The 13,793-nt window shown below is 68.5% G+C and carries 12 protein-coding genes and 1 pseudogene; 6 read left to right on the top strand and 7 right to left on the bottom strand.

The annotated features are described in order from the left end of the window. Nucleotides 1–331 precede the first annotated feature (331 nt). Nucleotides 332–877, top strand: a complete 546-nt coding sequence (locus tag CHC09_RS42965) for a hypothetical protein (protein ID WP_089299035.1) — start codon at nucleotides 332–334, stop codon at nucleotides 875–877. Between the two features lie 28 nt (nucleotides 878–905). Here CHC09_RS42965 and CHC09_RS42960 read toward each other — a convergent pair whose 3' ends face one another. Together CHC09_RS42960 and CHC09_RS42955 are read right to left on the bottom strand one after the other, a co-directional pair. Then, complete coding sequence (locus tag CHC09_RS42960; RefSeq protein ID WP_089299034.1) at nucleotides 906–3,284, bottom strand: DUF7737 domain-containing protein; 2,379 nt, start codon at nucleotides 3,282–3,284, stop codon at nucleotides 906–908. Beyond that, complete coding sequence (locus CHC09_RS42955) at nucleotides 3,284–3,703, bottom strand: hypothetical protein (protein ID WP_089299033.1); 420 nt, start codon at nucleotides 3,701–3,703, stop codon at nucleotides 3,284–3,286. The genes CHC09_RS42960 and CHC09_RS42955 overlap by 1 nt, the downstream gene beginning before the upstream one ends. A gap of 260 nt (nucleotides 3,704–3,963) precedes the next feature. On the opposite strand from CHC09_RS42955, the gene CHC09_RS42950 reads away from it, so the two are divergent. Beyond that, the gene (locus CHC09_RS42950) at nucleotides 3,964–4,998 is read left to right on the top strand and encodes a zinc-dependent alcohol dehydrogenase family protein (RefSeq protein WP_089299032.1); all 1,035 of its coding nucleotides are present in this window, start codon (nucleotides 3,964–3,966) and stop codon (nucleotides 4,996–4,998) included. 56 nt (nucleotides 4,999–5,054) lie between these two features. Continuing rightward, nucleotides 5,055–5,861, top strand: a complete 807-nt coding sequence (locus tag CHC09_RS42945; RefSeq protein WP_089299031.1) for a class I SAM-dependent methyltransferase — start codon at nucleotides 5,055–5,057, stop codon at nucleotides 5,859–5,861. On the opposite strand, the gene CHC09_RS42940 is transcribed toward CHC09_RS42945, so the two are convergent. After that, nucleotides 5,840–7,534 (bottom strand): SDR family NAD(P)-dependent oxidoreductase, encoded by a 1,695-nt coding sequence (locus tag CHC09_RS42940; RefSeq protein WP_089299030.1) that lies wholly within the window; start codon nucleotides 7,532–7,534, stop codon nucleotides 5,840–5,842. The genes CHC09_RS42945 and CHC09_RS42940 overlap by 22 nt on opposite strands. Nucleotides 7,535–7,656: 122 nt before the next feature. Here CHC09_RS42940 and CHC09_RS42935 point away from each other — a divergent pair, with 122 nt between their 5' ends. Further along, entirely contained in the window at nucleotides 7,657–8,643 is a 987-nt protein-coding gene (locus CHC09_RS42935) for a hypothetical protein (RefSeq protein WP_143232912.1), read from the top strand. A gap of 4 nt (nucleotides 8,644–8,647) precedes the next feature. Here the strand turns inward: CHC09_RS42935 and CHC09_RS42930 are convergent, their stop codons facing one another. Beyond that, entirely contained in the window at nucleotides 8,648–9,406 is a 759-nt protein-coding gene (locus tag CHC09_RS42930; RefSeq protein WP_179277539.1) for an HAD family hydrolase, read from the bottom strand. A gap of 681 nt (nucleotides 9,407–10,087) precedes the next feature. Here CHC09_RS42930 and CHC09_RS42925 point away from each other — a divergent pair. Then, nucleotides 10,088–10,693 (top strand): hypothetical protein, encoded by a 606-nt coding sequence (locus CHC09_RS42925; RefSeq protein ID WP_143232911.1) that lies wholly within the window; start codon nucleotides 10,088–10,090, stop codon nucleotides 10,691–10,693. A gap of 96 nt (nucleotides 10,694–10,789) precedes the next feature. Here the strand turns inward: CHC09_RS42925 and CHC09_RS42920 are convergent. After that, a pseudogene (locus CHC09_RS42920) lies at nucleotides 10,790–11,473 on the bottom strand (IS5 family transposase); the annotation flags it as partial. 71 nt (nucleotides 11,474–11,544) lie between these two features. After that, complete coding sequence (locus tag CHC09_RS42915) at nucleotides 11,545–11,955, bottom strand: hypothetical protein (protein ID WP_089299025.1); 411 nt, start codon at nucleotides 11,953–11,955, stop codon at nucleotides 11,545–11,547. A 289-nt stretch (nucleotides 11,956–12,244) separates the two neighbouring features. Between CHC09_RS42915 and CHC09_RS42910 the strand changes: the two genes are divergently transcribed. Further along, a complete protein-coding gene (locus CHC09_RS42910) occupies nucleotides 12,245–12,919 on the top strand; it encodes a hypothetical protein (protein WP_089299024.1) in 675 nt (224 codons plus the stop codon). A gap of 225 nt (nucleotides 12,920–13,144) precedes the next feature. Here the strand turns inward: CHC09_RS42910 and CHC09_RS45935 are convergent, their stop codons facing one another. Continuing rightward, the gene (locus CHC09_RS45935; RefSeq protein ID WP_143232910.1) at nucleotides 13,145–13,405 is read right to left on the bottom strand and encodes a hypothetical protein; all 261 of its coding nucleotides are present in this window, start codon (nucleotides 13,403–13,405) and stop codon (nucleotides 13,145–13,147) included. Between the last annotated feature and the right edge of the window lie 388 nt (nucleotides 13,406–13,793).

Below are 13,793 nucleotides of genomic sequence, written 5' to 3'. Positions count from 1 at the left end.
ATCGACACCAGGACGAGCAGCCCAAGCCTGCCTTGGCTACCCCTGCCACCAGCCGGTAGCAGGGAAAACTGCTCCATCAAAGCGGGGGAAACTCACCTGTTCGACTACATCGGCTTCCCCTCGTACCCGTGAGTTGGCCAAACAAATCTGCTAGCCATAGGAGCCTGCGCGGAACCGATAGTGGTATTCGCGCGATGATGACTCGCCAGCTGTCATCGACATCAGCGTTGTGCACTTTCCTCGGCTACTTAGCTACTGGTAGCACGACCGCTGCCCGTGACCATGTACGTCTGGCGTTGATCTACGCAAGGCTGACGGCCACACTGTCCCGGTGCCGGAGCCAGAACTGAACGAGCAGGACTACCTGAGGCAGATCGAGTTGCTCGCTCGCGACGTGGTCGCCGCAGCCCAGAAGGAGGGCTGGCAGACGTACGGCACCGACCCGGCCGATGCCACCGCGATGCAACGCTCGGTCAACGAACTGGCGCGTCTCCTTCGACACCGTCACTTCGAGGGCGACGGCTGCGTCGAACCGGACCGGCGAACGCTTCCCCTCGGTGGCGCCGCCCTGTTCGAACCGGGCGAAACGCAGAGCCGGCAGGACAGCTATCGGGTCGGCTGCGCCCGACTCGGTGTCGATCCCCGGGCTGAGGGCTGGGCGCTCTGGCACACCTGGGACGATCAGCAGCGCGCCCACACGATGGTGACCACCGCCTTGGAGACGACGCGGGGCCTGCTGGACAACTGGGCACAGGGCCACGATGTCCATCCTTCCCAGCCCCGACGCAGTCAGATCCGCGCCGTCGTCCGAGGATGGGTCGGGCCGATCACCCTGTCGCCCGGCCACGCCGGCACGCAAGGGCTCGGCGGACGCTGAGCCCGGCGACGGACAGGTCCGCCAATCGTCACGTCAGGGCGGTCAGCTGCTGCAGGATCGAAGGGTCGGTGATCCGGTCATCCTCGGACAGCAGCAGGACCTTGCTCAGGATCACGCTGGTCATCCGGTCCTCGTCGGCGAACGGTAGGAACAACCGGTGGTGAGCGGTCGCCCCGAAACCGGCCGGCACGACACACAGGTAACCGGCCGGTTCGACGTGGATGCTGCCGCTGGTCAGGTGCACCCGGTAGGTGGCGCGGCTACCGCGGACCACGGCGGCCGTCCCGTCGACGGTGACCCGGGTCAGACCCAGGTCGGTGATCAGGGCGGCCAGCACCCGGGCCCGGCTCTCCGCCTGCGACGCTGACCCCCAGCGCTCGCCCGTAGTGCCGGCGACCGAGACGGCCAGGTCCAGGTCACGCATGACCTCGGAGAACGCCACCGGCGGCACCTCGGTCAGCGGGATCGGGCGCCGGTCGCGCAGGAACCGCAGGCCGCCGATCAGCACCTCACCCATACCCCAATAGCCGTGCAGGTCAGCGCTCAGCGCCGCGGTCAGCCCGTCACCGGCCGAGCGGGTGGCCTGATGCTCCCCGTACTCGTGGCCGGTGCTCCAGCCCCGGCCGGACAGCAACCGGGCGGCGACCCGGCCGGTCACGGTCTGCCCGGCGAACCGCTGCGACACGTCGACCGACTCACGTTCGGCGGGGGTCAGCACATACAGCTCACGGAACACCTGCCTGACCGGCTGCCGCACCCGGCGACGCACGATCTCCTCCTGCCAGCGGGCCAGTTCCCCGGCCGACAGCAGGTCGAACGGGTGCACGGCGGTGACCGGGCCGGAGGTGTCGACCTCGTCGAGCAGGCCGACCGTGCCGGCCTGGTCACGCCAGATCAGGCCGGGCAGCATGGCCGCGCCGGCCGGCAGCGACCGCAGACGGCCCAGCTCGTCCGGGGTGAGCGTCGCCGCGGTCGCGACCAGCCGCTCGACGAGGCCGGTCCGCATCCGCCGGGCCTGCTCCCGCAGCCGCTCCTGATCTTCGCGCAGCTCCTTGTAGGACGCGTCGGCCCGGACCACGGCCGGCACCGACCTCAGCGCCTTGCCTGCCCGGCTCACCGCCAGCAGCGGCTCGGCCCCGTCGAAGCGCAGCTCGACCCGGTAGCCACCGACGTCGGCCGAGGTCGGCGCCTCGGCCGCGATCCGGGCCTCACAGTCCCACTCCAAGCGGCTCGCGTCCGCTGCCCCGGTCACCTGAGCGAGATGGTCGAGGGCGATGTCGACGGCCGCGGCATGCGAAAGACGACGGTTCGGCCCGAGGGCGGCGCCCCGCTTCGCGACCTCCCGCAACGCCAGATAGCGGTCCAGAACGGTCTCCTCCGGCGCGAGCGGCAGCATCCCGAACGCGGCGATACCCTGCAGCGCGTTGTTCTTCACCCGTTTCAGCACGGCACCCCGGTTGTCGCCGAGAACCGCCGACACCAGCTCGTGGGGTTGCCGCTTCAGCAGTCGCCGGGCGACGTCCGGGCCGACCGCCCGCACGCCGGCGTCGAACAGGGGCAGCATGGCCACGTCGTCGCCGGCCCTGACCCGCCACTGCCAGACCCGTTCACGATCGGCGTCGGGCCGCTCGCGCAGCAGGGACACCAGCTCGCGCTGCTCGGCGCAGGTCAGCTCGGACGCCCCGAGATAACCGGCGTCCTCCGGGTCACCGGTCCAGTCCAGAGCGGCCCGGACGAACCTCAGACCACGAGGCGCGGGAGCGTCGGGAAAAGCCGCCAGCCCCGGCGTAGGGCCGGCTGGGGGAATGCCGATCAAACGCCAGACCATCGCGTCGACATGGTCGCGCACCACGTCCGCGCAGGCCAGCCCGGCGATGTCACGCCACACGTACCGATCCGAGGTGAAGGCCCGCGCCACCGCCGCCGCGTCCAGCGCACCCACGGCATGCAACTCGTCCAGGATCCGGGCGACGAGGTGCCGCGGTTGATGACCGAACGGAGTGTGCAGCACGATCCGCAACAACCGGAGGTCACGGGATCCGAGCGCCTGCCGCGTCACCTCGTCCAGCAGCAGATGCGAGCCGACCGCCGTGCGCAACAGAACCCGGCGCGACGCGCTCGCCCACGGAACGTCCAGCAGCCCGGCGACCTCGGCCGGATCCCGCACCGGAAACGCGTCGTCATAGACCGCGTCGATGGCCGCGACAATGTCCAGCGAACACGAGCCCAGGTGCCCACCGGCCTCCCGCTCACCCTGTCTCATCCGGAGCCGGATCTCGTCAGCGAGCGGAACCAGGTCGACCAGGGCTGCGGCCCGAGCCCGCTCCAGCAACTCCAGCAGGACCTCGCGCCCCCGCCGGACACCCTCGACACAGGACTCCGGAACGAAGTCGATCGGGTCGGCCATCAGCCACCCACCAGAGCGACCAGACGCAGGAACACCACAGGCTCGCCGAGCCGAACGGTGATCGGCTCGTCCAGCCCGCCGACCTGACGACCCCCGTTGAACATGACGAACGTGCCGCGACTGAACGCCCGATGCGCCCGCGCGACCTCCTCCTCGACAACGGGTGGGCGGACCGGCCGGGACGGCATGCGGATCACACCGGTCCCGGCCTGGACACGCAGATCGTCATCGGACAGGAACTGCCGGTCAAGAGCCCGCCGGCAGCGGGACGCGTCGGCCCCGGCAAGCCTGATCTGCTCCTCGACCGCGCGACGGATCAACTCCCGCGCGGTCGTGCTCTCCCCCACCAGGCGCACCAGCACCGGCGGCAGGCCCTCGGACGTGCCGGTCACCCGGCTGCGCACCTCCACGTCGACCATGCCGGGAACCCTAGAACAGGGGTACGACAAAACGCGTCACGCCGCCTCGTCCACCACCGCCACCAGTTCGACGACCGACAGCGGCAGAAAACCTCTATCAGCCACGCTCTCACCTCACCCGGCCTGCCCGAGACGATCGCCGACCTGATCCGGCTGTAACCCCAGCCGCCTACTGTCGGCCCATCGGGGTAACCGACAGTCAAGGGCCGCCGGAGGCGGCCGCAACGGAAGGGACATCGAGCAGGAAAGCGAGACTCCTGATGCGTGCCACCTACATGTTCAGCGCCGGAGACGTACGCGTGATCGACGTACCCGACCCGGCCCTGCAACAGCCCACCGACGCCCTCGTCCGGATCGTGCGAGCCTGCGTCTGCGGCAGCGACCTACACCCGTACCACCGCATGCCCGTCTCCGAACACGGCTCGTCGATGGGCCACGAATTCCTCGGCCTCGTCGAAGAAACCGGCAACGACGTGACCACCGTGAAACCCGGCGACCTGGTCGTAGCCTCGTTCGCCTGGCAGGACAACACCTGCGACTTCTGCCGCGAGGGCCTGCAGACCTCCTGCCGCAACGGCGGCTTCTGGAACGCCCCCGGCGTCGGCGGCGGCCAAGCCGAAGCGGTCCGCGTCCCACTCGCCGACGGCACACTGGTCAAGCTCCCCGTCGCCGCCGACTCCGCACTGCTGCCATCCCTGCTGACCCTCTCCGACGTGTACGGCACCGGCCACCACTGCGCCGTCCGAGCCGGAGTCGACACCCGCACCACCGTCACGGTCATCGGCGACGGCGCGGTCGGACTCCTCGCGGTGATGGCCGCCAAACGCCTCGGCGCCGAACAGATCATCCTGATGGGCCGGCACAAGGACCGCACCGACCTCGGCCGCGAATTCGGCGCCACCGACATCGTCGCCGAACGCGGCACCGAAGGCATCGAAAAGGTCCGCGACCTGACCCACGGCGACGGCACCCACACCGTACTCGAGTGCGTCGGTCACATGCCCGCCTACCAACAGGCACTCGGCGTCATCCGAGCAGGCGGCACGATCAGCCGGGTCGGAGTACCCCAGTACACCGACGCCGACATCGGCTGGAACCTCTTCGGCCGCAACCTCACCCTCACCGGCGGACCGGCGCCCGTCCGCAACTACATCGACGAACTCATGCCCGACATCCTCGACGGCAAACTCGAACCCGGCCGGGTCTTCGACCGCACCGTCGGCCTCGACGAGGTCCCCGACGCCTACCGGGCCATGGACCAGCGAGAAGCCCTGAAGGTCCTCGTCCGCCCGTAAACCACAAAAGAATCGACACACACCGACCTTGCCGAGTTGGTGGTTGAATCGTGCACATGTCCGATGAGGTTGCCCGGATCGCGGCCATGTTCGACGCCCTCGCCCCGACGTACGACACAACGGGTGTGATCTTCTTCGGCCCGATCGCAGACGGCCTGATCGAAATCCTGCGACCCGGACCGGGCCAACGCATCCTTGATCTCGGATGCGGCCGCGGCGCCGTCCTCGCACGGCTCGCCCCGACCGTCGACACCGCCGTCGGGATCGACATATCGCCCGAGATGGTCGCACGCAGCCGAGCCGCCTTCGCACCCTGGCCGAACATCCGCGTCGAGGTGGGCGACGCCCGCGATCCCGACCCGCAACTCGGCCTGTTCAACGCGGTCACCGCATCCCTCGTACTGTTCTTCCTGCCCGACCCCGTCGCCGCACTGCGACGCTGGCGCGACCGCCTGACCACCGGCGGCCGATGCGTGATCTCCATCTTCGGAGCACCCGGAGCCGCCTGGCAGGCCGTCGACGAGGTCTTCCTGCCCTACCTGCCAGCACAACTACGCGACGCGCGAACCGCCGGTCCGCTCAGCCCGTCCAGCCCGGACAGCACCGTCGAACAACTGTTCACCGCCGCCGGCTACACCGACGTCCACACCGTCGCACGGCCACTGGACACCAGATTCGCCGGCATCGAACAGTGGGAACAGTTCTCCTGGTCGACCGGCCAGCGCGCGATGTGGCTCGCCGTACCCGAACCGGAACGACCCGCCGTACGCGCGACCGTCACCGACATCCTGCGCTCCTCGCCCCACCCCGACGGCGGCTACGTACTCAGCCAAACCGTCCGCTACATCAGCGGCGTCGCATAGCCGCGAGCGAACCGCCGGACCGCCTCACCACCGCCGAGCTCCACGACCGCACCGGCGCTACCGCGCCGGACCAGATCAAGCACGGCGGTCACCACCGCCGCCTGATCCCTGACCGGCTGCTCGGTCGTCAAACACATCAGCCGTACGCCATCGCGCGCACCCGCCGCCTCCGCCGCGAACCGCATCAAACCCGGCGCCTCGGCCGACACCGCCGCGACCACGTTCACCACAGCCCCACCACCACGCTGCCGCATCGGCTCCCGGACCAGATCACCCAGACACACCTCGGCACTACGCCCCGGCCGGAAACTCGGCCAACCGCCGGCACCCGCGGTCACCAGCACACCCGTACGCCCCCACTCCTCGGCCAGCGCGACGATCCGCTCCAGATACAACGGGTCCCGCAGATCAGCCCGGATCGCCTGAGCCGGCACCCCGAACCCACGCGCCCGAACCGCACACGCCGCGGCACTGTCACCGTCGACGTCCACCGCAAGAATCCCGTACCCAGCCTCAGCCAACCCGAACGCGATGGCCCGGCCCACCCCGGCACCGGCCCCCACGACGATCGCGATCTCACCACTCACCCGATCGCCGGCCTCGACCACCGCTCGACCCGGATCGGCGATCGAAGCCCGCGCCACCACCCGCTGCCCATAGGCCACCGACGGGACCACCTCCGCCGTACCGACCACACGCCGACCCGAAGCAGCCCCCGCCGATCCCACCGCCACCCGCCGCCGCTGCCCAACCTGCGCCCCGAACCCCGCCTCGCCCCGCCCAGACACGCTCTCCGCGCCTTTCCGCCCCGCCCGCATCCGCCGCACGAACAGAACCGCGATCACAATCAGCACCAGAACCAGCAGCAGGCCCGGCCGCTCCAACAGAAAGCCCACCAGATCCGCCGGCTGCTCCTGCGCGTCGTCGACCGTCCGGGTCACCCCATCCAAACTCAGGTTCCCGGCACTGAACCCCAGCATCATCCCAGCCACGATGAGCGCTCCTCCCGCGACAATCCCGGTGAAAACGATGTGGAGAATCAACTGCCGCGCCGGCGGGGCATCCGCCCTTTGCAGCAACGCCATCAGACTCATCCCCGCGGCGAACACCACCGCCAGCGACACCGCCCCACCCACAGCGACCCGCCCGGCGGCCAGGACCAGCAACCCAACCTCGACCGCGATCACCAGCCCGACCCCGGCAACCGCCCCGACCAGCGACAACTGCCAGACCCGACGCACCCACCGGACCAGCCGCTCGACCCCGGGCCGCGCCACCGGCCGCCGCCCGGCCCGAACCGCCCCGATCAGCACCACCACCTGCAGAATCGCCAACAGCCCGAGGAAGACCGCGCGGTAGTCCCCACCAGGCACGAGCCGCGGAAACATCCACAGCCCGACGGCGACCAGAAACGCCAGCCCCGCCACGGTCGCCGCGAACCCCACCGCGAACCACACCCCAGCCGGCCCCTCCGGCCGCCCGAGGCCCACCAGCCGCGCCCGGGCCCTGCCGACCATCCCGGCGTTACCCGGCTCGACAGCCCACCGCAACCCCAGCAGGTACGCCACCACGAACACCGCCCACCCCGCCCCGAACCGGTAGGACACCGCGAACGCGGCAAGCTGCAGCAGCACGACGACGGCAAGCCCCCGCCGCCTCCCGATCTTCCCCATGTCGGCCTCCCCTGTGACCGGCCGCCGCTCCCACAGCCCGGCTCGGTATCAGGGGTTCGTCCCCACCCGGCCCCCGGATGGGTCCAGCCCGCAACCTTGACCCGATTTTCTACTGTGCCCGAATGCATAGACGTACGTTCCTGGGCGCATTGGCCGGCTCCGCCCTCACCGTGCCCCTACTCGGCGAAACCCCGGCCGAGGCGGCGACCCACACCGTCATCACCACCGAGCAGGCGATCGGACGCATCCTGCGCTTCAACCCCAGCGCGTGGAACGGCGGCTCAGTGCTGTGGAAAGCCCCCAGCCGCACCGGCACCTGGACCAACCTCTCCGACGTCAAACGACGCGGCACGGCCAAATGGGGCAACGTCATGCTGGTCACCGCCTCCGGCGCCGGCGACTACCTCGGCAAGGCCGCCATGATCGACGAGAGCGCGATCAGCTCCGGACGCACCGGCGGCATCGTCTGGCAGGCGAACGTCGACGGCAACCCGCACTCCATCGAACGCATCGAGGGCTACGGGGCGATCGTCGTCGCCACCTCCAAGGGCGCGACCGGATCGGCCGGCGGCGGCGGGCTGAGCCTCTTCGTCCCCACCACCAACGGCGGCCGGCCGTCCACGACCCGGGTCAAGTTCTACGGCTTCCCCGGCGCGCACGGGGTGCTCTGGACCCGCACCGGCCATCTGCTCGCGGTGGGCAACGGACAGATCCGGGCATACACGGTGACCGGCAGCGGGTCCAGCACCCGGCTCAAGTTCGCCTTCAGCGGCTCCTTCAGCGACGGATCCGGACGCGCGAAGACCGGCCACGACATCCTGCCCGACTACACAGCCGCCGACACCTACTTCTTCACCTCGTCCTACTACGTACGCCGGGTGAAGCTCGTCGCCGGCCCGACCGGCTGGCACTTCGACTCGATGACCAAGGTCAGCACCGCGGCACACGTCAAGGCATACACCCGGATGCCCAACGGCGTACGCACCTGGATCGTGCCCGGCGGCGGCGAGGGCGACTGGAGCAAGACCGTCCACTTCAGCTCCGGCAACCACAGCAAAAGCGGCGCGCGCTTCTACCGGGTCCGCTACAACGCCACGACCTACCGCTGAACGATCAAACCCCGGATTCCGTCGTACGCGGTGAATGATCGTGGGGCTGCCGGTGTTCTCGGCTCGCCGTCGCCGAAACGAGCGCGGCGTCCACCGCGGCCCGCAGGGACGAGACCACCGGCACCCCGAGATCCGCGAAGTGCCCGCGGGCATGCAGCGCGTCCTCGCCGGCGTGATAGATGACGCACCGCACCCCACATTCCCGGGCCGCCCGGGCGTCATCGACGCTGTCCCCCACCAGCAGCACCTGCCGCGCCTCCAGGCCCAGATACCGCAGATGGCGTGCCAGGTGAGGCGCCTTGTGCGCCAGCTCGGTCCCCATGCTGCCGTCGATGCGCGCGAAGTACGACGCCAGGCCGGCGGCGGACACCAGCGGGACCAGCTCCGCATGCGGATACATCGACAGAAGCGACTGCGTGGCGCCTGTGGCCGCCCACCGCCGCAAGGTCACCGACGCGTCGGCCGTCAGGTTCACCTTCCGGCGATGCCGGGCGTACGCCGCACGGAAGCACTCGTCGAGGCGCTGCTGCTCCCGGGCGTCGAGAGCGCGGCCGACGAGCCGCTCGTAGAACAACGGGATCGGCTGGCAGTGATGCCGCTGATAGTCGGCCCGGGTGATGGACGGAAACCCACAGGCCGCCAGCGCGTCGACGGTCGCCGCGATGAGAGCGCCGCTGTCGCCCAGAATCGTACCGTTCCAGTCCCACACGATGTGCCGGACACGTGGGCCGGCGGCGATGAAGTCGGTCAGGTCCGTTGCCATCTGCACAACCCCCACAGTGCGTGTCATCCGTTGGGGGAACAGTCGCCCTCCCAGCGGGAGGCGCCCTTGGGACCGCAGAACGGGCCGAGCGTGGCGGATGGTCATCCGTCGCAGCGCCTCTCGACCTGCCTCGGCACGCTAACAAGACCGGTCAACGCTCGGGCCACGAACTGATTCTTATGTGTTCGGTCGGCGAAGCCGTCCTTTGGTTTTTGGGGTGCGGCTTGCCGCACTGCCCGTAGGTCGTCCTAGGATACTAGCTCACCGCATTCCGGCGGCCACTCAGGACGGTTGATCGCCACTGGTCGATCAACGTGGAGAATGTCCCGGTGATCGGCTCCGTGCCTTCCGGGCCGGTGCCGAGTTGGACCTGGTCGGCTCGGCAGGCCGAGCCGACCAGTTGAGCGCGCTGCTGCTCAGTTCTGTAGCTAGCGCCAGTATTGTCCTGCTGAGATCCGTCTCTGCCGTTCGTATCACCGTCACAGTGACGCCGAACCGAACGCCGTAAAGCCGGAAGGTAACCGCGCCGATAGCGCCAGGCGGGACGTGCCGCCTGCATGCCTGTCGACCGCAAGCCTCTATGACGGTTCGGGTCACCCCGTCTGCTTGATCATGGACGCGGATCTGCCGAAATCGAGTACGACGTTTGGTTAGTCTCCCGGCATGAACTTGATCGCGGACGTGTTCGCCGAGGTCGGCAGGAGGCTGGCCGACCTCGGCGTGCGGCCGGGACAGGGAGATTCGCTCACCGTTCCCGGCGAACGCGGCGACGCGATCTTCATCGACCCGCTGCCGCTGCCGTCCGGAGTTCCCGGTCAGGCTGATTTCATGGTGAACATCACCCATCATCTGGTGCCGTGGACGGCCTTTGTTCGTGACGAGTCACCGAACGAGGCCCTGACGCAGAAACCGGACCGTTGGCAGGCCGTCTTCTACGACCGCCTGGACTCACCGTTCAGCAGCTACCTGCCTGAACATTGGGAAGTCACGCTCGACACCCGGATTCAGGTTGCCGACGGGCTCACCAAAGGGCTGCGCGAGGCGCTCGCCGAGACCTGGCTGCCCCTCCTTCCCCGGGCCGAGCTACGGGCACTCATTCGAGACCCGCAACGCAAAGGTCCAAGCTTCCTGAGCAACCCGCAATTTATCGACCTGATGTGCCGGATCGAGGACATGGACCGGGCAGACCTGCGCGACCTGGTCCGCTACTTCCACACCCGAGAGGCGGATGACCCAGATCTGGGCCGCCTCGCCAGGTGGATCGAACGGTACTTCCTGACCGCGTAATGACGCCCGACACTTCGCCGTCCGCCAATGACTCGCTGCCTCCCCTGCTGTTCAGGCGGCGACGAGCTGGGGTCTCGCGGCCCGCCGGCTATCCTCGCGGGCGATTCGGCGGGTCATGAGGGTGATGTTGGCCCAGGTGATGTGGGCTTCGGAGTGCTCGGGTAGGCGTTCGTAGTCGCGGGCGTTGCGGCGGGCGCGCATCAGCCAGGACAGCGAGCGTTCGACGATCCACCGGCGGGGCAGCACCTTGAAGCCGACCTGGTTCGGCGGCTTCTTCACGACCTTGAAGGTGAGGTCGAGGTCGTTGCGGGCCCAGTCGGTCAGGCCGGTGTAGGCGTTGTCGGCCCACATCAGGGTCAGCTCCGGGTGGCGTTTGCGCAGCTCGGGCAGCATTTCGCGGGCGGCATCGCGGTCGGTGACGTCCGCCGGGGTCACCTTCACTGTCATCAACAGGCCCTTCGTGTCGACGATCAGGTGCCGCTTCCGGCCCTTGATCAGCTTCGCGCCGTCGAATCCTCGGGTGTCTCGGCTGACGGTCTCGGCGGCTTTCACGCTCTGGGAGTCCATGATGGCGGTGACGGGGCGGGGGCACCGGCCGGCGTCGACGCGGATGCGGCGGCGCAGCTGGTCGCGGAGGTGCTCGAGCACACCCGCTTTGGCCCAGCGGGCGAAGAACCCGTAAACGGTCTTGAAAGGCGGAAAGTCCGAGGGCAGGGCTCGCCACTTGCAGCCGTTGTCGACCAGGTAGCGGATCGCGTCCACGATCTCGCGGCGCGCGCCGCGCTTCGCACCGATCATCCCGCGAGCGTAGAACTGCCTCTAACTTGATCTTGGAGTAGCGGGACAGGCACTCAGGGCCTCGCTGCGAGGAGGAAGGCGAGTGGCGCCGCGGCGATCACCACGCCGGTCAGGATCAGCGGCCACGGATGCCTGGCCATGGGGCGAGACCTGGCGGCGAGTGCCAGCGGCAGCACTGCCGGATATAGAAGGAAAAAGCCGGCGATGGCCAGCCAGCACCCGACTATCAGGATCAGCACGGCCACCGCCCAGCAGGCCACATCGAATCCGTCCGGTCCGGCGGCGAGGGCCGGGAGCGCCAGGATGACGGCGGCGATCGCGAAGACGGCCAGCATGAAGAGATCGAAGGCGCCGAAGCTCCAGGCCAGCACGCCGGCGTAGACGCTATAGACGGCCGCCAGCCCGGCCATCGCCCGGCGGGGAACACCCACGTCGACCTGCGCATACCAATTCCGTTCGGACATGGGCGGGATCGTAAATGATCTTGCCTGCCATTCCGAACCCGCAGGTGAAGGTTTTGTGAGCTACTGACATTTACTGTCGCGACGCGCTGACATTCGCCTGTCGTTCAACAGGTGCTGAGCACGACGGTGCTGAGCACGACCAGGGCGTCAATGTTCAGGTCGGCGGGGTGCAGGTCGAGGCGGGCGGCGAGTTCGATCAAGGCGCTGACGGGTTGGGCGACAGGTTGATATCAGCTGGTCGATACACGATCGAGTGAGGCCGTGGCGAGGGCTCCCGATACTTCAAGTCATGGATGCTGCCGCGTGGGTTGGACTGGTCGCTGCCGCCGTCGCCACCGTGGCTGCGGTGTTCGCCGCCCAGCAGGCCAAGTGCGCGCGCCGGCAGGCGATTGCCGCCGAGCAAGAGGTTGCCGACAACCGGGCCGAACGCGAACGGTCCTCCCTGGCACAGGGTCGTCTCGCGGCCGTCGAGTACCACCATGCCGTCACTCTCTACGTGCAGGCGCTGCATGCTGCCGCCGAGTCCGGCGAAATGCGCGACGCGGTCCAGGAGCGCGAACAGGCCGCACACTCGTCTCTGCTTCGCGCCGTCAACGGTGCCGCCGACCCAGAGCTCGTCAGAGAGATCATCGACCTGTGGCAGCAGGTGCGCCTGGTCGAGCTCATCCATCACCGCCTCAACGGAGACCTCGACCCGGCCCTACTAAAGGACCTACGGGAAGCTGTCATCTTGACACGCGTCGTAGCGATCAGCCTCACCTCGAAGCTGGGTAATCCCGTCTGGACCGACCCACCGCTCGTCCTCAGTCGCGACCTCCCGCCGCACGACCACATCAACAGCCCCTGCATGAGCCACTGTTTCTCGGACGGGAGCCATCATGAAGCCTCCAGTAGAGAGCTACGGCCGTTGACCGGCGTTGCAGTGGCTACGGCGGTGCGAAACGGCCCCATCAAGCCGCCGTAGCCATGGCAGCTCAGTGACCGCCGGCATCGTCCTGGTCTCCGATCTCCTCGGGCACGCCTCGCTCAACTACACCCGGATCTACATCCCTGCCTTCCAGGCCCTTTAAGAGCCTGAAAGGCAGGCAGGTGCCCGACCTCAGGGCATATCCGATGAGGCATGCGGACGGCACGCCGATCAGACGGGACCGGGACGTGGAGCTGGGGGTGAGGCCACTGGAACCACGTGCTATGAGTGCACTTCGGTGGCATACCGAACCAGGGCAAGGGCGAGGAGGATCGTGCTGCCACAAGCCCCTCCACCGGCGAGAACCGCGAGCGGGATCACGATGCCACCGGCGGCTGACAGCAGACCGGCGGCCATGCCCACGAGCACGCCCGCGATGAGCGCAAAGCCCATCCAGACGGCACGCGGAACGCCTTGAATCACCGCATGTGTAACAGGCGTGGGCTTCTCGTTGTTGGGGCTGGCGGGTCTTGTTACGGTCATGGAGATGCCTTCCCTTCGGGCTCTGGCGGGTCCATGCAGGCAAGGTGGTCGGAAACGGCATCCGTGGCAAGACGGGTGCCGTTTCGTCTGTGTAGGCCCCGACCGGATGACGTCGCCGGGATGCCTACGTCCATAACCGTACGTAGAGGACCACTCACGGAACAGGGTGGTGTACCGGAAACAAAGAGAAAGCATTGTGGATGAATGCCATATTCACGGACAACGTCTTCTTGCTGATGGTGCACTCCGGCGCTCACCTGCGGCCCTAGGCTGGCGCCGGGCTCGGGAGTAGTCCGCTCGACCGCCAGGGCCCGCGGGGCCTCGGGGGTCCCCAAACGGCGGATCCGCAGCTCGACGGCACGACGTTCAGCGGCAGTCGACCGCATCG

Origin of the sequence: Actinoplanes regularis, from assembly GCF_900188005.1 — a bacterium.
GTDB lineage: Bacteria > Actinomycetota > Actinomycetes > Mycobacteriales > Micromonosporaceae > Actinoplanes > Actinoplanes regularis.
The sequence above is the reverse complement of the archived record's forward strand: the minus strand, read 5'-3'. Positions and strand labels throughout refer to the sequence as shown.